The 22139-nt window shown below is 39.5% G+C and carries 21 protein-coding genes; 15 read left to right on the top strand and 6 right to left on the bottom strand.

Annotation, left to right across the window (positions count from 1 at the left end):
• Nucleotides 1–1773: a DNA helicase RecQ gene (gene recQ / locus AAJG31_RS02155; RefSeq protein WP_279495002.1), complete on the top strand. Its 1773-nt coding sequence runs from the start codon at nt 1–3 to the stop codon at nt 1771–1773.
• Nucleotides 1774–1834: 61 nt separating this feature from the next.
• On the opposite strand, the gene msrA is transcribed toward recQ, so the two are convergent.
• On the bottom strand, nt 1835–2356 hold the full coding sequence (msrA, locus tag AAJG31_RS02150; protein WP_081011039.1) for a peptide-methionine (S)-S-oxide reductase MsrA: 522 nt from the start codon (nt 2354–2356) through the stop codon (nt 1835–1837).
• Between the two features lie 174 nt (nt 2357–2530).
• On the opposite strand from msrA, the gene AAJG31_RS02145 reads away from it, so the two are divergent.
• The 3 genes from AAJG31_RS02145 to AAJG31_RS02135 all read left to right on the top strand — a co-directional run bounded on the left by AAJG31_RS02145 (nt 2531) and on the right by AAJG31_RS02135 (nt 5212).
• Complete coding sequence (locus AAJG31_RS02145; protein WP_048392859.1) at nt 2531–3481, top strand: LCP family protein; 951 nt, start codon at nt 2531–2533, stop codon at nt 3479–3481.
• Between the two features lie 64 nt (nt 3482–3545).
• Nucleotides 3546–4745 (top strand): AI-2E family transporter, encoded by a 1200-nt coding sequence (locus AAJG31_RS02140; protein ID WP_048392857.1) that lies wholly within the window; start codon nt 3546–3548, stop codon nt 4743–4745.
• 101 nt (nt 4746–4846) lie between these two features.
• Nucleotides 4847–5212: a cupin domain-containing protein gene (locus tag AAJG31_RS02135; RefSeq protein WP_048392856.1), complete on the top strand. Its 366-nt coding sequence runs from the start codon at nt 4847–4849 to the stop codon at nt 5210–5212.
• Between the two features lie 55 nt (nt 5213–5267).
• On the opposite strand, the gene AAJG31_RS02130 is transcribed toward AAJG31_RS02135, so the two are convergent.
• Nucleotides 5268–6443 carry an aminotransferase class I/II-fold pyridoxal phosphate-dependent enzyme gene (locus AAJG31_RS02130; protein WP_279495006.1) on the bottom strand — a complete coding sequence of 392 codons (1176 nt, stop codon included), beginning with the start codon at nt 6441–6443 and terminating at the stop codon, nt 5268–5270.
• A gap of 232 nt (nt 6444–6675) precedes the next feature.
• Between AAJG31_RS02130 and AAJG31_RS02125 the strand changes: the two genes are divergently transcribed.
• Nucleotides 6676–7557, top strand: coding sequence for an aminoglycoside 6-adenylyltransferase (locus AAJG31_RS02125; protein ID WP_279495008.1), 882 nt, complete (start codon nt 6676–6678; stop codon nt 7555–7557).
• A 14-nt stretch (nt 7558–7571) separates the two neighbouring features.
• Nucleotides 7572–8387 carry an ATP-binding protein gene (locus tag AAJG31_RS02120; RefSeq protein ID WP_279495009.1) on the top strand — a complete coding sequence of 272 codons (816 nt, stop codon included), beginning with the start codon at nt 7572–7574 and terminating at the stop codon, nt 8385–8387.
• Nucleotides 8388–8433: 46 nt separating this feature from the next.
• Here AAJG31_RS02120 and AAJG31_RS02115 read toward each other — a convergent pair whose 3' ends face one another.
• Nucleotides 8434–9228, bottom strand: a complete 795-nt coding sequence (locus tag AAJG31_RS02115) for an enoyl-CoA hydratase/isomerase family protein (RefSeq protein ID WP_066036778.1) — start codon at nt 9226–9228, stop codon at nt 8434–8436.
• Nucleotides 9229–9595: 367 nt separating this feature from the next.
• Between AAJG31_RS02115 and AAJG31_RS02110 the strand changes: the two genes are divergently transcribed.
• Nucleotides 9596–10471: a site-specific integrase gene (locus AAJG31_RS02110; RefSeq protein ID WP_279495012.1), complete on the top strand. Its 876-nt coding sequence runs from the start codon at nt 9596–9598 to the stop codon at nt 10469–10471.
• A 43-nt stretch (nt 10472–10514) separates the two neighbouring features.
• Here the strand turns inward: AAJG31_RS02110 and AAJG31_RS02105 are convergent, their stop codons facing one another.
• From AAJG31_RS02105 to AAJG31_RS02095, 3 genes are all read right to left on the bottom strand, one after another.
• Entirely contained in the window at nt 10515–11369 is an 855-nt protein-coding gene (locus AAJG31_RS02105; protein WP_048392841.1) for a transglutaminase family protein, read from the bottom strand.
• Nucleotides 11370–11430: 61 nt separating this feature from the next.
• A complete protein-coding gene (locus tag AAJG31_RS02100) occupies nt 11431–12396 on the bottom strand; it encodes an alpha-E domain-containing protein (protein ID WP_279495015.1) in 966 nt (321 codons plus the stop codon).
• Nucleotides 12350–13840 (bottom strand): circularly permuted type 2 ATP-grasp protein, encoded by a 1491-nt coding sequence (locus AAJG31_RS02095; protein WP_257960990.1) that lies wholly within the window; start codon nt 13838–13840, stop codon nt 12350–12352. Before AAJG31_RS02095 ends, AAJG31_RS02100 begins: the two co-directional genes overlap by 47 nt.
• Nucleotides 13841–13916: 76 nt before the next feature.
• Here AAJG31_RS02095 and AAJG31_RS02090 point away from each other — a divergent pair, with 76 nt between their 5' ends.
• From AAJG31_RS02090 to AAJG31_RS02055, 8 genes are all read left to right on the top strand, one after another.
• Nucleotides 13917–14330, top strand: coding sequence for a hypothetical protein (locus AAJG31_RS02090; protein ID WP_048392836.1), 414 nt, complete (start codon nt 13917–13919; stop codon nt 14328–14330).
• Between the two features lie 310 nt (nt 14331–14640).
• On the top strand, nt 14641–15603 hold the full coding sequence (locus AAJG31_RS02085) for a tyrosine recombinase XerC (protein ID WP_257960989.1): 963 nt from the start codon (nt 14641–14643) through the stop codon (nt 15601–15603).
• 57 nt (nt 15604–15660) lie between these two features.
• Entirely contained in the window at nt 15661–16155 is a 495-nt protein-coding gene (locus AAJG31_RS02080; protein WP_279495018.1) for a DinB family protein, read from the top strand.
• A gap of 161 nt (nt 16156–16316) precedes the next feature.
• On the top strand, nt 16317–16466 hold the full coding sequence (locus AAJG31_RS02075) for a hypothetical protein (protein WP_004230023.1): 150 nt from the start codon (nt 16317–16319) through the stop codon (nt 16464–16466).
• Nucleotides 16467–16681: 215 nt separating this feature from the next.
• Nucleotides 16682–16852 carry a hypothetical protein gene (locus AAJG31_RS02070; protein WP_048392829.1) on the top strand — a complete coding sequence of 57 codons (171 nt, stop codon included), beginning with the start codon at nt 16682–16684 and terminating at the stop codon, nt 16850–16852.
• A gap of 391 nt (nt 16853–17243) precedes the next feature.
• Nucleotides 17244–18962, top strand: a complete 1719-nt coding sequence (locus AAJG31_RS02065) for a GGDEF domain-containing phosphodiesterase (protein WP_054550129.1) — start codon at nt 17244–17246, stop codon at nt 18960–18962.
• A 367-nt stretch (nt 18963–19329) separates the two neighbouring features.
• Nucleotides 19330–20766 (top strand): proline--tRNA ligase, encoded by a 1437-nt coding sequence (gene proS, locus AAJG31_RS02060; protein WP_048392823.1) that lies wholly within the window; start codon nt 19330–19332, stop codon nt 20764–20766.
• Between the two features lie 299 nt (nt 20767–21065).
• The gene (locus AAJG31_RS02055) at nt 21066–22139 is read left to right on the top strand and encodes a hypothetical protein (RefSeq protein WP_279495024.1); all 1074 of its coding nucleotides are present in this window, start codon (nt 21066–21068) and stop codon (nt 22137–22139) included.

Here is a 22139-nt window from a genome sequence, read left to right as displayed (position 1 = left end):
ATGGAGCAAGCTAGACAAATGCTACAGCATCATTTTGGCTATGATACCTTTCGGCAAGGACAAGCCCAGATTATTGAACAAACATTACGAGGGCAGTCAAGTCTTTGTGTCATGCCAACAGGTGGAGGGAAATCCATTTGCTATCAAATTCCAGCGCTAATGCTTGAGGGGTTAACCATCGTGATTTCGCCACTGATTTCACTGATGCAAGATCAGGTGGAGGCTTTACGTACAGCAAATATTCCAGCAGCCTATATTAATAGTACGCTGACGGCACAGGAAGTGGATGAAACCATGCAGCTTGCTAGTGCGGGTTATTTAAAGCTCCTCTATATTGCACCTGAACGACTGGAAAGTACTACGTTTCTTCAAGCATTGTCGTATTTATCTGTCCCATTACTTGCGATTGACGAGGCTCATTGTATATCGCAATGGGGGCATGATTTTAGACCAAGCTATCGTTCGATCCACAAGCTTTTTACGCTATGGCCCCAAAAACCCACTGTTTTAGCGCTGACAGCTACTGCAACGCCAACGGTTTGTGATGATATTCGTCAATTGTTAGCGATTGATGAGCAGGCAACGGTCATGACAGGCTTTTCACGTGAGAATTTGGCACTTTCGGTGTTAATTGGTGAAAATAAAGAACGCTATGTAAAAAATTATGTTCAACAAAATAAACAGGAAGTGGGCATCATTTATGCAGCTACTCGAAAAGCTGTGGATGCCATTTATGATGTGCTGAGTCGCTCTGGTGAAGACGTTGCGAAATATCATGCAGGTCTATCAGAGAATTTAAGAATGGCTGAGCAGGAGCGGTTTTTAAAAGATGAGGCACGTATCATGGTGGCAACGAATGCTTTTGGTATGGGTATTGATAAAAGTAATGTGCGCTTTGTGTTGCATTATCAAATGCCTCGTAATATGGAGAGCTATTACCAGGAAGCGGGCCGTGCTGGTCGAGATGGTCTGCCAAGTGCTTGTATTTTATTGTATGCTTCAGGGGACGTTCAAACACAGCGTTTTCTTATCGAACAGTCACAGGATGAGGCTCGTATTACACAGGAGCTAGCTAAACTACAAACAATGGTCGATTATTGCCATACTGAGGGCTGCCTACAGAATGCGATTTTAGCGTATTTTGGAGAAGTTGAGGAGGAGCCATGTGGGCGTTGTAGTAACTGTATTGACGGGCGAGCAGTGACAGATGTGACAGAGGATGCGCAAAAGGTGCTGGCCTGTGTTGTGCGTATGGGACAAAAATTCGGGAAGACCATGGTGGCACAGGTGCTAATTGGCTCTAAAAATCAAAAGATCGCTGAATTTGGCTTTGCCCGTTTATCGACCTATGGCATTTTAAAAGGACAATATACCTCAAAGGATGTCTCCAACTTTATCGAATTTTTAATTGCAGAGGGCTTGCTGGCCGTGAAGCACGGTACATTCCCTACAATTTATGTATCTGCTGAAGGCAAGGAAGTGCTGCTTGGCAATCGACAGGTCATGCGTAAGGAAGCTGTCACAGTGAAGAAGCTGGTGGATAATGATCCATTATTTGAACACTTACGGGTATTACGCAAAGAGATTGCCAACGAGGAAAAGGTCCCACCATTTGTTGTATTTTCTGATAAAACGTTACGTGAATTATGTGATAAGAGACCAACTGTACTGGAGGATTTACGACAGGTGAGTGGTATAGGCGAAGTAAAATTTGAGAAGTATGGTCAACGCTTCTTTGACGCACTACAATCGTTTTTAGAAGCCTCTGTTTAATAAATTTGTTGCTATTGTATAAAAGAGAGGTGTCCCACAAGCTGGAGACACCTCTTTTATATTATTTTTCCCAATGCTTCGCAATGAACGTATCACGCCCAGAAACGGCACGGTCTTGCTGATAGTGTGCTGTCTCTTTTTTATAATAATCCTGGTGATAATCCTCTGCTGGATAAAAGCGTTCAGCATCGCGAATTTTGGTTACAATAGGTTTATCAAAGCGTCCACTATTGGCAAGCTTTTCTTTCGAGGCCTCTGCGATTTGCTTTTGCTCATCTGTATAGGTAAAGATTGCTGTAGTATAGGATTCGCCACGGTCATGGAACTGTCCATACGCATCCGTCGGGTCAATTTGCATCCAATAAATATCAAGGAGCTGCTCATAACTAAAAATAGCAGGGTCGAATTCGATTTCGACTACTTCTAAATGACCTGACGTTCCTTTTTTGACATCTTCATAGGTTGGGTTTTCTAAGTGGCCACCCATATAGCCTGAAGTGACTTTATGTATACCGTCCCACTCGACAAATGGCTTGACCATACACCAAAAACAGCCGCCAGCAAATGTCGCTTTTTCTATCATTTGAATCATCCTTTCTTTTGTGAAAATATTATAGCATTGTTTTACGCCAAACTGTGCAAATGGGTGTAAAATAACGTTTAGATAGAAAAACATGGAATAGATCCTTTTTATAATGAAACTTTCTAGCTAATCAATCGTTACATTAACTATATCAAAATAGAGGAGTTAGTTGTTATGGAAGAGCAAGATTATACGAGACGCTCCCAACGTCCTAAAAAGCGTCGATTACGTAAAGGGAGAGCATTTTTTACACTATTACTATTGTGTATCATTGTGATTGTCGGCTATTCGGTCATGCAATATCGCAGCGGGCTTGAGCTAGCCAACGACACCAAAGTTGCACAGGAGGATTTTACTGGTGATAGCATCAAAGGGGATATCGAAAACTATTTGATTTTAGGGGTCGATACACGTGGAGAGGAAAAATCACGGACTGATACAATGATGGTATTATCCTGGAATAAAGCAAACAACGACATTAAACTCGTATCCTTTATGCGCGATATTTACGCGGATATTCCAGGCTATCAATCCTATAAGCTTAATACAGCTTACTACCTAGACGGTGTTCAGCTATTAAAGGATACATTAACAAATATGTTTGGCCTACCGATTCATCATTATGCACTAATTGATTTTAAAAACTTTGAATCCTTAGTGGATATTTTAGCGCCAAATGGTGTGGAAATGGATGTTGAAAAGGACATGTCTGAAAATATTGGGGTAGAGTTAAAGCAAGGTGTTCATCGTTTAAATGGACAGGAGTTACTAGGTTATGCGCGTTTCCGTCATGATGCAGAAGGAGATTTTGGGCGTGTTGCACGTCAGCAAAAAGTGATTGAGGCATTAAAAACAGAGTTATTAACGCCTACGAATATGTTGCATTTACCAAAATTTGTTGGTGCGGCACAGGGCTATATCACAACAGATTATTCATCTACTGAGGAAATGCAGCAAGTACTTAAATTGCTATCAAAGGGCAAGGTAAACATTGAGAAAGCAACCATCCCTATCGAGGGTAGCTATCAATTCCAAAACTTTAGCCATGCGGGCGATTCTATTGTCATCGATGTGGAGCAAAACAAAGCCTTTTTAAGTGATTTTTTAGGTATTTCACTAGAGTGATGTTTCGCAAAAACCAGCATTATCCTGTAATATAAAGGTAGAGCATTTGGATTGGGGTGGATATATGGAAAAAGAGAGACCAAAAGAGCGTTCAAGCCTGTTAGCAACCAAGTTTATTCGTTTTTTAGGTGGTAGAAACCTATTATTTACACTGGTAATTTTATTACTGGTGGCATGTGTTATTTTTATGTTTAATCAAGTTTCCTTTATCTTTACCCCGCTACAAGTTTTATTTGAAGTAGTCATTTTACCAGGGGTACTAGCCGTCATTGGTTACTATTTATTACGCCCATTGCTGGCGATTCTAGTACGATGGCGCATTCCAAGAATATGGGGTATTTTAATCCTCTATATTGCGGTCATTGGTGTCATTACGTTACTTGTGGTGCTAGTCTATCCGTTTTTACGCGATCAGTTCACGAATTTAGCACAGGAATTCCCAGAGTACTTCATGGCATTTACACAAAACATTGTAGAATTCCTAAATCATTCACGTTTTAATGAGTACTTAGATAAAATTAGTTTTAATTTTGATGAAGTTTTGAATAACTTCACAACGGATATGGTAAAAACAGTGAAGGATATGGCGACCAATGTAGCACAGGGTGTGGCATCTGGTATTACCGGCTTCCTTTCAACGTTAACAGGTATTGTGCTATCACTTGTAACGGTGCCATTCATCCTGTTTTATTTACTAAAAGAGGGCGAAAAATTACCGAAATTTATGCTGAAAGTGTGCCCACCACGTATGCGTAAAGAGGTAACTGACATTTTCCATGACATGGACAAGCAAATTAGTTCGTACATACAGGGACAGATTTTAGTATCCATGTGTATTGGGGCAATGGTAACGATTGGCTTCTTAATTATTGGCATGAAGTATGCTTTATTGCTCGGCTTCCTTGCCATGATTACAAGTGTGGTGCCCTATTTAGGACCCGTTATTGCGATCACACCAGCAGTCATTATCGCTCTTGTTACATCCCCATTGATGCTGATTAAGCTGGCAATTGTATGGACAATCGTTCAGTTAATCGAAGGAAAGTTCATTTCACCGCAAATTATGGGGAAATCACTCAGTATTCACCCGATTACGATTATCTTTGTACTATTAACGGCAGGCTCGTTATTTGGTGTCCCAGGCGTTATTTTAGGGATTCCGGGCTATGCAATCTTTAAGGTACTTGTCACGCATTTATTCAAGCTCTTTAAGCAGCGCTATAATCGCTACGAAGATGACGTTCATCAAAAATATGATATCTAATAAACGACCAGCTACTGCTAGCAACGCAGTAGCTGGTTTTTGCTGTAGAAAACGGCATTATGCTATTCTAGTAGTAGAGTCAAAGCAAGGGGGAAAAGGAAATGGCATACATACCGATTAATTTTCAAGAGAAACTGGCTAAATTTCAAGAGCATTGGTCTCCAAAGGTTATTGCTGAAATGAATGATTATCAATTCAAACTCGTCAAAGTTCAGGGGGATTTTGTTTGGCATAAGCATGAGGATACGGATGAGGTATTTATCGTCCTTGAGGGGCAATTAATCATCGAATTCCGAGATGGCCAGGTAAGCTTGCGTGCAGGAGAGATGTTTGTTGTCCCACGCAATGTGGAACATAAACCCTTTGCAGCTTCGGAGTGTAAAATTCTGCTTGTAGAGCCAATGGGTGTCGTGAATACAGGTGAGGAGCAATCAGAGCTTACCGCTGAAAATGATGTATGGATTTAACCATCATAGAAAAACCCTTCCAACAAAATGTTAGAAGGGTTTTTACATTGACTAATTATTGCTTTGCTAATAATTGTACTTTTGCTAAGCGATCCACGGCTTCTTGCAGAAGTTCCTTTGGTTGAACTAATGCTAAACGTAAATAGCCTTGTCCAGCTGTACCAAATACGGTTCCTGGAACTGTGACAACGCCTACTTGTTCAATCAATTGAAAGGCTAATTCTGTGCAATCGATAGCATAGGGATATTTAGCCCATACGAACATTCCACCATCAGAGGGTGCGGCTTCCCAGCCTAAAGCTTGTAAGCCATTCATCAGCGTTTTATGGCGCTCTGAGAAAGTAGCACGTAAGCTTTCCGTAATTTCCTCTGCGTTATCCAGTGCTACGACAGCCGCATCCTGGATAGGCTCGAAAATACCAAAATCTAAATTTGATTTTAATTGCTTAATAACAGCGATCATTTCTGCATTTCCTGCGATATAGGCAATACGTGTTCCAGCAAGGCTAAAGCTTTTAGAGAGGGAGTTAATCTCCATACCGACCTCTTTTGCTCCTGGTGCAGCTAGGAAGCTAATAGGGCCATCTCCCGTAAAATAGAACTCTGAATAGGCAGCATCATGGAGGACGATGATATTATACTTTTTAGCAAAGGCGATGACTTTTTCAAAGTACGCTAATGACGGCATCGCTGGTACAGGATTTCCTGGCAAGTTTAAAATCAATAACTTTGCTTTCTGTGCAATTTCTTCTGGTACAGCGTCTAAATCAGGTAAATAATCGTTGTCGGCTGTTTGAGGCATGTAATAAGGTGTTGCGCCAGCTAAGTGAATCCCTGCGTCATACGCTACATAAGCTGGGTTTGTGGATAAGACGATGTCTCCTGGATCACAAAAGGCAATTGGTAAATGCACTAAGCCTTCTTGCGAACCAATTGTTTGAATAATTTCTGTCGCGGGATCTAGATCAACATTACTACGACGCTTATAGTAGCGACTCACCGCGTCATAAAAACGCTGTGTGCCAGTCAGTGTATAGCCATAAGACTCGGCTAAACCTGCACGATAGGAAAGATGCTCACGTATTTTGGCATGCGGAGGAAGATCAGGGCTGCCTAAGCTTAAGTCAATTAAGGTCATGCCCTTTGCTTGCTGCTCTCGAGCAAAAATTTTCAAATCTCCGAAAATTGCTGGTGTAAATAATGACATTTTTTTAGATGGTACGATTTTCAAAACTAGTACACTCCTTGTAGTTGTATAACAGAATAGTAGTTCACATTTTATCATACTGAAGCGCAGAAAGGGACAGATATTCTGAAAAAAGAAAATATTTATATAATGGAGAGGATGTGTGCATAGACTAGCGAAAAAAGATTTTCTGCCATTGGGAGAAGCTACTATAAATTCCTTCAAAGAGGAAAGTGTATTATACTGAGTATAAAGCTTTTCAGGTGGGGTGAGTCTTATGAGAACAGAGCAAGAAATGTATGATTTAATCCTAGCCACTGCACAACAGGACACTAGAATTCGTGCTGTTTACCTAAATGGCTCAAGAGCAAATCCGAAAGTACCAAGGGATATGTTTCAGGATTTTGATGTTGTGTATGTCGTAACAGATATAGCCTCTTTCTTACAAGATGATAAATGGATTCAAGTATTTGGTGAGCAGCTGATGGTGCAGGAGCCTGATCGATTGGATAAGGGGCTTGGCTTGGACAAAGACTTTTCTTATAGCTATACATATTTAATGTTATTAAAGGATGGGCATCGCATTGACCTTCGCTTATTATCGACACAAGCTATGCTGGATGAATATGGACAAGACAAGCTGACAGTCCCTTTACTCGATAAGGATCAGCTTTTGCCATCTATCTCTCCATCTTCAGATTGTGGCTATCATATTAGTCCACCGACTGTGGGGCAATTTGCCAGCTGTACCAATGATTTTTGGTGGTGCTTACAAAATATAGCCAAGGGCATTTGGCGAGACGAACTCCCATATGCCAAGCAAATGTTTGAGGAAACGACAAGGCAGTCCTTACATCAAATGCTTAATTGGTGGATTGGTCAGCATCATCATTTTCAGATATCTACAGGCAAAATGGGAAAGTATTTAAAAAACTATGTGCCAGCTAATTATTGGGCATTGTACGTAAAAACCTATGCAGACGCTGATTATGCTAACATGTGGAATGCCCTGTTTGCGGCATGTACACTCTTTCGAAGCATCGCAAAGGAGGTTGCCCATCACTTCCAGTTCTCGTACCCTCACGAGGATGATGCTCGTATGTCAGCCTATTTGAAGCATGTACGTACATTACCACCAGATGCGAAAACGATTTTGTAAGGGGGAAGAGGGCATTGAAGGTTTATTCATTAAGTGGACCAAGCGGCACAGGCAAAAGTACAAGTGCGCTGGCCTTTGCCCATAAATTAGGGGTGGAGGCCATTGTTGATGATGGATTACTCATTGTGAATGGCGTCAGAGTGGCAGGTCTTTCTGCTAAATTCGAAAAGAATACAATTACTGCTGTACGACGTGCCATTTTTACAGATCCAGTTCATCGTGAGGCTGTCCAAAAGGCGCTAGCTCATCATCAGGTACAATCTATTTTACTGATAGGTACATCAACTAAAATGACGAATAGTATTGCCAAGCAGCTAGAGCTGGGTCCGATTGAACACTATTATAATGTAGAAGATGTCCGTTCATTGAAAGAAATTCAAAAAGCACGCTTTATCCGTCAAACACAGGGCAAGCATGTTATGCCGATTCCATATAGACAAGTGGAGCAAAATTTCTTTAAACGATTGGTGCAAAAGGGCATGGAGATTTTTTCATCGAAACGAGAAAAAATCGGGGAAACGACGATTGTGCGTCCTGATTTTCAGCGGGAATATATAGAAATCAGCAAGCCTGTTTATGTACAGCTACTGACATACTGCTGTAGCCAACAGGCGATTGTACAAAAGGTGGAGCAGGCACAATTTGTGTTAGGGGATCAGGTTCAAGCTATCCTCACTATTCAGGTGAAGCTACCAATCGATTATCCATTAGCAGCCCGTTTATTGGCATTACAACAAGCCGTGCAGGAAGATTTTTATCTACATTTTGGCTATGAATTAGATGCTATTCATGTGCATGTTAAAACAGCTATACAAAAGAAAAAGGCGTAAAAAACAGGTACTCCGCTCGCACATTGGCGTTAAGAGTACCTGTTTTTTATTTTGGTTGACGGGTAAATTGAGGCTGGCGTTTTTCCACAAAGGCACGACAACCCTCTGCGAAATCACTGCCCACAAATGGCGAAGAGCCTTGCCATAAGGTTGGCACACTATCGAGACATTCCTGAACGGATTGCTTCACGGCAAGTAAGGATTCAGGGGACATCCCTGCAACAAGCTTGCCCATTCGAATCATGTATTTATTTAAATCCTTTTCAGCTACTAGGTAGTTAAGCAGCCCAAGCTTGAAAGCTTCCTCTGCTTTAAACATTCGTCCTGTAAAGACTAAATCCTTGGTTGTGGCAGGGCCGACGAGCTGAACTAAACGCTGCGCAAATTTGTTATTTAAAGTAATCCCTAATTTACCGACAGGAATGCCGAGCTTGGCCTTGTCGGAGCCAATGCGGATATCGCAGGCTAAGGCTAATTCCAAGCCAGCGCCCATTGCCGGACCGTTGATGACGCCAATCGTTGGAATCGGTAGGCGCTCAATGGTTGAAATGGTCTTTTCCATATGTACAAACGCTTCTTCAGCTTGCTCAAGAGAGATGGCATTGAACTCTTTAATATCAGAGCCTGCTGTAAAGCTTTGGCCAGAGCCTCGTAAAATCAGTACTTTATTTTTCGGATTATCTAATACTTGTAGGGCAATCTTGGCTAATTGATCCCACATGTTTGCCGTTAATGCATTTTTTGCCTGTGGTCGATGAATCGTAATAATCGCTAGCCCAGCTGTTTCTTGATAAATAATTTTCGCATCTTCTGCTTCCAGTCGAGTCGTTTTTACTTGCATATCGGAAAGCCTCCTACATGTTAGTGTCTATCTTTATTATATAACACAATCAACGATAAACACGAAATGATACGAATTTTCACATAAAATTGCGTTGTTATACAAGAATGTAGGGAATAGTAAGCATTTATTGTACTACAACAGGGGAGCGGAATTTACTATTGTAAGAAAGTAAAAATTATGAGAAACTACTTTAGGAACATATGTTTCTTCATTACGTAAGGGGCATTTGAATGGTAGAAGCGGGTTCATGTTGTGAAAATACAGATTATCCGACATTACAATAGTATAAAATGAATTTGAACCTACGCACCCAAAATATAGTAAAATAGAAACAACACACGCAAAGCAATCAAGGAGGGGCAATATGGTCACACTCAAGGAAGCATGGAATAGCTACGCATTGCTGCTACAATCATTGAAAAAAAGTGCTGCCACAAAAAAACAATACAATATGGATGGGCAGCAATTTTTAACATTCGCCCATGAGCAAAACTACCTGTATGTGGACCATCAATTGAAAAATTTATTACAGCTCTATTGCGACTATTTAAAGGAAACCTACAATAATATCAACACGTTTAATCATAAAATAGCGACATTGCGAGGATTTGTAGAGTTTATTTTTTTACGAGAATGGGTGGAGCCTTTTGATTATCAGCATATTTTGCAGCCGAAAAAAAGACAAAAAGAGGCACTGCAAGTACTGACAAATAAACAGGTTATGCAAATTGCCAACGTATGGCCAACCTATTTTCAATATGCTAAAACGCAGGAGCATGCATGGCTGGCAAGACGCAATGGCTGTATCGTTCAAGTGTTGATGGAAACGGGTTGTAAGCCCGCTGAGCTCGTCCGCATGAAATGGGCTCACTTGAATGAAGAGAAAGCGACCCTTTTTATAGCCAATCGAAATGGCCGTCGAGAAATTAAGTGTTCGCCCATCCTTATGGACATGCTAACACAGTATAAAAAAGAGACGACCCATTTACATGAGCAAGAGGTAGGGGAATGGGTTTGGGTAAGCGAGGCGAGTTTAGCGAAGCCGATTACTACGAAAACAGTTGAACGCATTTTTCAAACGATGTCACAAGATATAGGGAAGAATGTAAGAGCCACTGACTTGCGTTATACTGTGATGCAACGGGCGTTTCAACAGGAAAAAACGCTGGAGCACATTCAACAAGAAATGGGCTATGTACGGAAATGGGTGCTAACAGAAAGACAGCAGCGCCTAGAATAAAAGCGTGCAGTAATCGCGATTTATCACCATTACTGCACGCCTTTTATAAATGATTCAATGCTTTGACATTTACTTTGACTGTTAAATCATGCTTGCCTCCTGTATATACCCCTTCCACAGGGCTAATGTCACTATAATCGCGTCCAATACATAAAATAATATGGTTTTCTAATACTTCCACATTATTTGTGGGATCAAGACCGATCCAGCCAATACCTGGAATCATGACTTCTACCCAGGCATGTGTAGCGATATCTCCGATGAGGGCTGAGTTTTCATCGACATATAGATAGCCACTGACATAGCGAGCTGGTATTCCTTTCGCCCGTAAAACAGCAAGCATGACATGGGTGAAATCCTGACAAACACCCCGTTTTAATGCAAATGCCTCACTTGCTATTGTAGTTACATTGGTCGCTGTCGGGTCATACTCAAAGCTAGAATATAAATACTGCATTAAATTAAGCGAAAAGAGCACAGGATTTTCAGCATGACCGATCGCATGATAAACTTCCTCTAGCTGCTGCTCTGTCATAAATGTAAAATGTGTTGCTTTTAAATACGGTAAATAATGCTCATAGAATAGCTGTGAGTGAAAGATGGTCTGCATTTCGGGCGAATATTGAATACGATGAATAAATGGTGCACGCTGAATACTTACAATTGAAGATGTATGAATTTCTAGTATTTGATGTTGCTCTGGTATATAAAAGGAACCAACAGTATTGCCCCAAATATCCGTATGCTCACGGGTTAGGGAGGATGGCGTTATGGCAATTCGATAAGATAATAATCGCTGACGCTCATCGCTACGCGGCTTTAAACGAATAGTATTCAAGCTTTGATCGACTTCAGACTCATATTGAAAAATATTTGTATGCTGAATTTCAAATTTCATCGTGTCCGCTTCCTTCTGCTTACTGACTTGCCTGTTGAAAGGGAGCTGTGGTGAATTCCTTTCAAGGTTGTACGCTGGGTTCATATAAATGATAGATTGTCGAAAAGGCATCACTAAAAGCCATACATTGAGACAATCTTTCCTCCATCATTTTTAGGGTTTCCTCAATAGTCATTTGCCAAAAATCGATATGATCGATTGCAAGAACAAGGCTACTAATATCCGACTGAAGCGTTAAAAATCGTGGGGATAAAGAATCATGTTCAATAGCCGTTATGGCTTCTTCTATTTTCTTTACACAGAACATCACAGAACATGGGAAATGCGCATCTTGGACTAAATACCGAATGACCGTTAGTAAATTGGTCTGGCGATGCTTCCGCATGAAAGATTCTCTTGCTGCGGAAAGATCCAATAAAAAGGTACCATCATCCTCTAACAGTGACGTACCTGTTCGCTTCTGTTGTTCTACGATTATCACGATCATCCGAATGGTTTTTTCTGCTCGTTCAAGCCATTTGCCGACCTGCATAAAATAGAAAGGAAGATCGCGATCCATCGAGCCCTCAATTAACCCTGTCTCCATCCATAAAGTCTTTCGTACATCCTGTAAAAAATCTTGAAGGGCAATGAGTGGAATCGGTCGTTCTCTTTTTAGTATGGACTGTTGCTTTGTTAAATAAAAGGAATTTTGAATTTCCCAAAGTTCCGTTGGCATACTATCACGTGTAACTCGTGCATTTTCCCGAATAGCACGCAATGTGGCATGAAGGGCATTGCCATTTTTCTCAGAAAACAGAAGATAATCAATCAAAGGGTTAACACGAATCGTTGTGTAATTTGCTAAATACTCCTCCTTAGAGGCACAAATATTTAAAACAGCCTCCCAATGATCAATATAATCATGTTCTTGCCCAGATTGCTCCAACATATTCAACAGCTGTACCTGTAATATATGTGCATTTGTTTGTGTACGTTCACTATAACGTGCCATCCAGTACAACGCGTCGGCTACTCGACTTAGCATGCTGCAATTCCTCCTTTAAAATCCACGTATCCTTTGCACCGCCCCCTTGAGAGGAATTTACCACAAGAGACCCTTCTTGTAGTGCCACTCTGGATAAACCACCAGGCAACACATAGCAATCCTCACCCTTCATGACATAGACACGTAAATCAACATGGCAAGGATAAAATCGCCCATTCTGGAAGGCAGGTGCTCTGGACAATTTAATCGTTGGTTGTGCAATGTATTGATAGGGCTGTTCAACAATTTTTTGCTTAAATAAAGCAATCTCTTCCTTACTCGCATGTGGACCAATTAACATGTCATAGCCACCAGAGGCTCCTACGTTTTTAATAACGAGCTCGTGTATATGCTCTAGCACCCATTCACGCTGACTGTCATCTCCTAGATGATAGGTTTTCACATTCGGTAGAATAGGTTCTTCCTGTAAATAATAGCGAATCATCTCAGGCACATAGGCATACATTGCTTTATCATCTGCCACTCCATTCCCAACGGCATTCAAGATGGATACATGACCTGCTTGATAAGCAGCCATCAAATGTGGAACACCTAATAAAGAATCCTCACGAAAGACAGTAGGATCTAGAAAGTCATCATCAATCCGCCGATAAATAATATCGATTTGCTGTAGGCCATAAATGGTTTTCATATAGACCTTCAAATCCTGTACAACTAAATCACGGCCCTCGACGAGCTGGATGTTTAAATGCTGGGCTAAAAAAACATGATCGTAATACGCAGAATTGTACATGCCTGCTGTCAGAAGTACAGCTTTAGGCTCTCTTTCTGCTTGCATGGAAGGTGGACGATGGGCAAGAAGTGCTTTTTTCATATAAGCCATTTGTTTATCAAGAGGTCGAATCGTATGCTTGGAGAAAAATTCAGGGTATACTTCCTTCATCACATCCCGATTTTCAAAGACATAGGAAATGCCGGAAGGGTTGCGTAAATTATCTTCGAGTACATGATAATCACCTTTTTCATCCCGAATTAAATCAATCCCTGCTAAAAATATATGATTCGCAATTGGTACTTGAAGTCCTCTCATGGTTGGTTTGAAATAAGGATTATTTTCAACAAGCTGCCTCGGAATAAGACCGTCCTGAAAGATCTTTTGCTGTCCATAAACATCCTGTAAAAATTTGTTGAGTGCCTCCACGCGCTGCTTGACACCTGCTTCAATCATGGCCCATTTGCTTTGAGGAATAATAATTGGGACACAATCAAAAGGCATGGTACGTTCTGTTCCATCTTGTGCACCATATACCGTAAAAGTAATCCCTTGTCTGAGAAAGCTCGCTTGCGCTTGTCGGTATTTTTCTTCAAGTTGCTCCCGCGAAAAAAAGGTTAGCTTATGATGAAAAGATCGATAATGAGGCTTTGGCTTATTGCCATCAAACATTTCATCGAAAAACAGACTAGAATCATATAAATTCATCATATGGATCGCCTCCGAATTCAAGTAGTAGTGAAAACATGTTACACTGTGAATAAATACATAAAAGGAGCTAACAACCATGACCATCATTAATTTAATGCAAGCGTATGAATTAGATAAACTATCCAAATTAAATTTATCAGACGAGGAAATTTTACGAGCTTTGCGTTCGGGGGATGTATCAGCTTGGCAAGAACAAGTGCCAAACTATGAATTTAGCGAGACAATGGCTCTATATCAGGAAGGGGAACAACAGTTCTTAAAGGCATACCATGGCCATTATCGAATCAAGTATGTAACATTACCAGGCATCCAACGTTTATTGCAGCTACGCTTTCAATTAGAAGAAGGGAAGGATTACCAACTATTAGAAACAGGTATCCAGCATTTAACGTGTGATGAGGAAACAGTCACAAGACTTCAGCAAATGTTATCGACAAACTGGTCACTAACAAAACAAGAGGATGGGAATTATTCAGTTTTTGTAAAATAATCCCATGCGCGTTGTGAGACGAATCGACATGGACAGTTACCCATCTCTTGTTTTTTCGAAGCGTCTCACACAGCAAATAAAGTCTACTAGATTTTAATATTCATTTACCGAGAACTTTATGCCTAAAATCCTATAACTGTCACAAAATAGTTGTAACAAAAATCCTCTTTTTAAAAAGGGGTTTTTTATTACCTTCGAACAGAACGTTTGTTCTTACGTGCGAAAAAGGGCATTTTTTTCAATAAAGTTCCCAAATTTATATTTGGGAACGTTTTTTCATGGTAAAATAGAGCAAATAGAGGTGATGAGCATGCAAAAAACAAAACAACCAAAATTCATGAAGGATTTTCTTGTCTATTTAACAACCATCAAAGGAAAGTCTCAGCGCACAAGAAAAGAATATGAATATGACCTGACCTTATTTTTCCGCTTCCACAAAGCTGTCCAGGAGGATTTGGATATAGAGAATTTATCCGCCATTGATATTGGCACTATTACAATAGAAGAAATACGCGAAATGACATTAGAGGATCTTTATTTATTCATGGAATATTGCGAAGTACAGCGAGGCAATTCAGCTGCTGCACGAGCACGAAAAGTGGCCACATTAAAATCCTTTTTTAAATACTTAAAAGGCAAACGTCGACTTATCGAGGAAAATCCTGCAGATGAATTAGAGACACCAAAGATAGGCAGAAAACGACCCATTTATATGAACCTACAAGAAGCTACACAATTTATAGATGGGATTAAAAGCAATCAGGCATCCCCGAGAAATTATTGCATGATGATGTTTTTCTTAAATTTAGGAATACGTGTCACCGAGCTATGTCAGCTTAATAAGACATCCATTCAAGGACGTTATTTAACCGTAATTGGGAAGGGCAACAAAGAGCGCACCGTCTATTTAAATGATAGCTGTATGCAGGCACTTGCTGACTATGAAAACAGTGGGAAGACACCCTATAAAGGCGAAGGTGAGGAGCCCCTATTTGTGTCTCAGAAGGGAACACGCTTTACACGTCAAACCGTTGCCAAAATCGTTAAACGCATTAATCAGCAGTCAGGTCTTCAAAAAGAACGACTTACACCACACAAACTACGCCATACATCCGCAACGATGATGTATAAAGCAGGGGCAGATATCCGTAGTTTGCAGCACATTTTAGGGCATTCTAGCGTCGCAACCACGCAAATTTATACACATATTGAAGATGAGCAGCTACAGCAAGTTTTAGAGAATAATCCATTTAATATTGTTCGTGAAAGATGATTTTCCCCTCTCCATATCGAATATATAGTAGAAGACCTAATGAAAGGGGAGCCAAGGATGTCAAACGTCAAAGAACATCTCGATACCACAAGAACACAATTGCTTCAGGAAATTCACTTATTGGACGATACAACCTTTAATAAGAAACCAGATGCACAAAGCTGGAGTGTGGCACAAATCTGTCATCATCTCGTATTAGTAGAGGAAGCAACAAAGAAAGCCATTACATGGGGATTAAAGGCAGAGGAACAGTCAACACCCGCTCGAAAAAATGTTCATCTCATCTTAGATCGATCAAGAAAGTTCCAAGCACCGCCTATTGTAGAGCCAGCAGAAGAGCCTTTCACTGTTCAAGCGATGCTGGATTTACTAGCTACAACAAGAAAGAACCTCCTCGCCTTTTTGCAAACAATCGAGGAACCTGAAGCATTAACTAAGCGCGCTGTGAAGCACCCAGCCTTAGGAGAATTACCACTCGACCAATGGATTGAAATGGTCTATATGCACGAGCAGCGTCATATCAAGCAATTACAAGAAATCGTTAGAGAATAACATGTATGAAAGGAATTTGGCACAGGAGACGAGCTAAATTCCTTTTATTGTTATTCAATTTTTCTGTTATAATCTCTTGACGTGCTACATAATCTGTTATATATTAAATAAAAATAATAACAACTGTTATAAAACAGATTTAGTTAGAGGAGGAAATTTAAATGTCAAAGTATCGTGATGGTTATGAATTTTATTGTGAAATGTGTGAGCGCTATGGATTGGAGCCAATTTCTTTCCGTTACTATGTATTACAATTATCACAGCAACAACTTTCGGCTTACAATATGCAAGCAAAACAATTAGGAATTTAAAAGGAGTGATTATGACGGAAGCCGCCGTGAATATTTTATGAAAAGCCCAGCCATACTAAATAAAATGGTCTGGGCTTTCGTGATTTCAGCAAGAAATTTCAGATAATTCATTGACAAGTACAGTAGTCTGTTATATATTTTTAAACAAATAATATTTCTGTTATATAACAAAAAAATCAGACGTAAAATAGGGAATGTGAAAGGAAGTTATGAGGATGACAGATTATCGAGAAGGTTATGAATTTTATCGTCAAGTATGTGAGGAGCATGGGCTAGAGCCTATTAATTTTCACTATTACATTTCAAGTTTATCCCAAGAGCAATTAGATGCCTACAACATGCAGGCGAAATCAATAGGGGGTTCAATAGAATATGAGGTCTCTTAACATATAAAATGCCTTACTTCCTATGTGGGACAGTAAGGCATTTTACTTTAACAAAAATTTTACAAGACATTCAAACATATTATATAAAACTTTTATATTTTGTATTAAAAAGATAAATAGCCTAAATAAACTATTTAATATAGTTCAAAAGTATTGAATAACAATATATTTAGACAATTACAAGGAGGTTATATCCACTAATTTTTGTCTATTTTATTAAAAACTATCAAATGCAGCTTTGAATGTTTTTGAGATTTGGGTTGAATTAACTGCTTTTCTAAGACTATAATATAATTACATAAAAAAGGGCGATATACCACAACTTTATACCTCGCTGTAAGATAAAGCAAAAGTACCAAACCCTTCATATTTTAATGAATGGAGAATGAAAATGATGAATATCACGCCTAGTAGTGTTAATCAAATGAACTACAGTCTAAAAGAATTACAAGATATCTTTTCCGCCATGAATAGTTCCATCATTGTAGCGATTACAGATCGTACCGGAAAAATTACTTTTGTTAATGATCATTTTTGTAAAATTTCGAAGTATACGCGTGAAGAATTAGTTGGTCAAGATCACCGTTTACTAAATTCAGGCTTTCATCCCAAATCTTTCTTTAGAGAGATGTGGAAAACAATCGGTAATGGCGATATGTGGAATGGCGAGGTGTGCAATCGTGCAAAGGATGGCAGTTTATATTGGGTGAAAACAACGATTTTTCCGTTCCTAGATGAACGAGGAAAGCCTTATCAATATATTGCCATTCGCGTAGATATTACAGCGCAAAAGGACATTAAAAAAATTACTCATATTGCCTATCACGATGAACTAACAGGGCTACCAAATCGTCGCAAATTAGAACAGCGTTTAGAAAATGAATTTCATCAATCTCGACGTACAGGAGAGAAGTTTGCGTTATTTTTCATTGATGTGAATCGTTTCAAACACATTAACGACGGACTTGGTCATATTATTGGTGATATGTTTTTAGTGGAAATGTCCAATCGTCTGCGCAATATTGATCATACTTCGAATTCTTTTTATCGCCACAATAGCGATGAATTTGTCATGATTCTAAATGATGTCAATCGCATTGATGAAATGGCTAAGGAAATTATTGGCGTCTTCAATGAAAGCTTTATTGTCGATACCTATGAATTTTATGCGAGTATTAGTATCGGCATCAGTGTATTCCCAGATCATGCAAACTCTGTGGAAGAATTATTGAAAAATGCGGATATTGCTATGTATGCTGCAAAATCTACACGAGGTAATCAATATCGACTATATCGTGATAATATGGACGAGGCCAATGATAAATGGCTTTTGCTGGAAACGAAATTACATCAAGCATTAAAGCAAGATCGTCTAGAATTACATTATCAGCCTAAGATCGACTTAAAAACGGATTCTGTTATTGGTATGGAGGCATTGCTACGCTGGTATGATCCTGAATTAGGTCATATTCCGCCAGATCGTTTTATTCCATTTGCAGAGGATTGTGGATTGATTAATGATATTGGTGTATGGGTTTTACGTAAAGCCTGTGCTCAAGCTCGTCAGTGGAATGAATCACATGATTTATCATTGCGGGTAGCTGTAAATATTTCACCAATTCATATTAGTACAGGTGGCTTTGTAGATATGGTGCGTAGTGTCATTGCAGAAACAGGCATTGACCCTAATTTATTAGAAATTGAAATTACCGAGATGAGTATGCTTGATTATACGGAAGATTTAATTGATACTATCAAGCAATTACGAGAACTAGGTATAACTATTTCATTAGATGATTTTGGGACAGGCTATTCATCGTTAAATTATTTAAAAAAATTCCCAGTGGATGTACTTAAAATTGATCGTGCCTTTGTCCGTGATATCGTACCTGAGAAGTCTGGAATCGCTATGATTTCAGCCATGATTTCATTAGCACATGCCTTAAATCTCCAAGTAGTAGCTGAAGGTGTAGAGGAGGAAGCTGAATTAAATGTTCTGCGTGAGCATGGATGTGAGTATGTGCAGGGCTATTATTTTAGTAAGCCTTTATCTGTAGAAGATTTTACGAATCTCATTGTTAATACTGTCACAAATAAATCCAGTTATTAATTGCTATTCCTGAATGATTTTGCTAAAGTGGGATAAAGTAAAACTGTTAACATGATAAACCATTTGATGATGTGGCCAAGTAAGTAAGAATTGTGAAACAGAAAATATAGCACCTGCTGAGAGCTATATCACCGCTTCTTGACTGAACACCTACCACGGAGATGTTATGCAAACATAACCGAGTCGTTTTCGTTACCAAACGTGAGAGGGCTTTATAATCTACGTAAAGCTAAATCAAGGTGGTACCACGTCATTCCAGCACAAAGACGTCCTTATTCAGAGGACAGCTTTGTGCTTTTTTCTTGCTTCAGCTAAATCTTTATACGGGTTGAACAAGTATTCATTTAACAAAATTGGAGGAGAACACATGTCAAAACAACTAGAAGATTTTTCGAAATGGTATATCGAGACCATCCAAAAAGCCGATTTAATGGATTATACACCTGTTCGAGGCTGTATCGCCTTTAAGCCAGACGGCTATGAAATTTGGGAGCATATTCAGGAGGAAATGGATCGTCGCTTTAAAGAGACAGGACATCGTAATGCCTATTTCCCAATGCTTATCCCTGAATCCTTCTTTCAAAAGGAAAAGGATCATATCGAAGGTTTCTCACCTGAGCTTCCTTGGGTAACCGAGGCAGCAGGGGAACAATTAGAAGAACGGCTAGCCCTTCGTCCAACATCTGAGACGATGATTGGTCATCTTTACTCTAATTGGATTAAAAGCTACCGTGACCTACCAGTGCTAATCAACCAATGGGCAAATGTCTTCCGTTGGGAAAAGAAAACACTGCCTTTTATCCGGACATCAGAATTTTTATGGCAAGAAGGGCATACAGCGCACGTGGATGAAGCAGATGCTCGGCAGGAAACAATGCAAATGCTAGACATTTATAAAGAAGTAGTAGAACAGGTGCTAGCAATTCCTGTCTATGATGGACAAAAAACACCTTCTGAGCGTTTCGCAGGGGCTGTCGATACGTACTCTATTGAGGCAATGATGAAAAATGGCAAGGCTGTGCAAGCAGGAACATCCCATTATTTAGGAACAAAATTTGCTGAAGCCTTTAATATCAAGTATTTAAATAAAGCGAACCAGCACGAATACGTACACACAACATCTTGGGGTACATCTACACGCTTAATTGGTTCAGTTATTATGGTGCATGGTGATGAGCAGGGACTTGTTTTACCTCCACGCATCGCACCCACGCAAGTTGTTTTAATTCCAGTAGGACCATGGAAAAAGAACCCTCAAATCATGGAGCATTTAGATGAGATTTTTGCAGCCTTAAAAGCGAAGGGTATTCGAGTACGTTTGGATGATTCAGACCAATCGCCAGGCTATAAGTTCAATGAATGGGAGCTAAAGGGCGTGCCTGTGCGTGTTGAATTAGGGCCACGTGACCTAGAAAACAAGCAAGCTTTACTGAAAGCGCGTGATGAAGAAGAAAAACGAACTGTTGATTTAGCTACAATCATCACAGCTATTGAAGAAGAATTAACAACCATGCAAACGCGCTTATTAGAAAAAGCTCGTCAATTCCGTGAAGCAAATGCTCACACAACAATTGACACACTTCCACAATTACAACAGCACATTGACACAGCAAAAGACAATGGCACAATCCCAGGCTGGGTGCTTGCTGGCTGGTGTGGCGAGGATGCATGTGAGGAAAAAGTGAAGGAAGAAACAAAATACACATCTCGCAATATTCCATTCAATCCACCAACAACGAAAACCACATGTATTGGCTGTGGAAACGAAGCAAAACATACAGTTTGGTTTGCACAAGCTTATTAATTAACAAAGCATGAACAGAACGCCCGAACAATTATGAAGCACACTAGGTTGTTTTGTAATTTATTTCGGGCTTTTGATGTTCTGCTAAAAAGACTTTATTTCCATTTAGATAGTCAAAATTCTCACTCTTGTTTCTCCATGGCTCCTCCAGATAACCTCCAAATAGGCATTGATCCAACGACCTGGCTTAATCACTCATAATGGTGTTCCACCTTAGCATCTATCGCCAAGTGCTCATCATGAGTGATAAAATAAAGGGACGTTTGCTTCTGAAAAATCCTAAAGAAATGGGGATATGAATGACTGTATTACAAGAAGTATTTGATCACTACCTAAATATCAAGTTTAATCGGGGTTTACCAGCCGTTCAAATGAAGGACTTCGAATATGTTTTATTAGAAGATACTAGCGCAGAGCTCTTTTTTATTGATCACGAACAGGGGACATTTTTGGAATGGGCAGAGGCATTTCAACCACAAAATCCTCATTATGTTCAAAAGCCAGACTGGCAGCCTATGCTTACATCTTGTTTCAAGCAGCTAGATGTTTATGATGAGCAAGTTTGCTATTATTTGCTCTACACAATAAATGCAACGACTAGAATAATTCCACGGAACCCGTATAACAAAATGAATGATTTTATGAAAAACTATTGCTTCTTTCAACTTGCTCAATTAGAACATGTCACGATACTCAGCAAAGAGCAGAAACAACAGTTAAAGGACTTTTTATTCTTTTTCTATCTGTATAGCCATCCAGTGAACGAGGAAACGCTTTATGCTTTTTCGTTCAAAGAAGGAACATTAATTCATGCTAAAACGAATATCAATATGGAGCAATATTTTTCTCATTATCATGATTATATTTGTCAGCATAAGCATGACAGAGCATTGTTAACACCACATGAGATAAATGCTTGCAAGAAGCTGACAATCGAACTTTTGAGAAGCATCGAAGGAAAATCAAAAAGACTCGTTATGCCTTTTGAAGATGGCATAGAGTACCTACATCTAATTAATAATGTAGATGATTTTTTACATATGTTTAATCAAAATAATAAGGCATTCTATCAATTGCTTCATAGCTTTTTATTCGATCATCAATCGAATCCTTATCGTGAGCATTGCTTTAGTATGCTATTACAGAATTATGTCACTTATATTTTGACTTTTCACTTTGATGACCTTATTCAGTTAATAGCGTATTTCCATGACTTACCATCAATAGGTAGGATGATTATCAATAAAATTTTTGTCGATACCATCTTTATGCAAAAAATATTGAAAGAGGCCAATATTAACATTAATAATTATCCAACGATCATAGAGTTTTTTGACGAGGATGCTAGAAGCATATATCTTGATGAACAGTAA

This window comes from Lysinibacillus sp. BS3 (assembly GCF_039614735.1).
GTDB lineage: Bacteria > Bacillota > Bacilli > Bacillales_A > Planococcaceae > Lysinibacillus > Lysinibacillus capsici.
The sequence above is the reverse complement of the archived record's forward strand: the minus strand, read 5'-3'. Positions and strand labels throughout refer to the sequence as shown.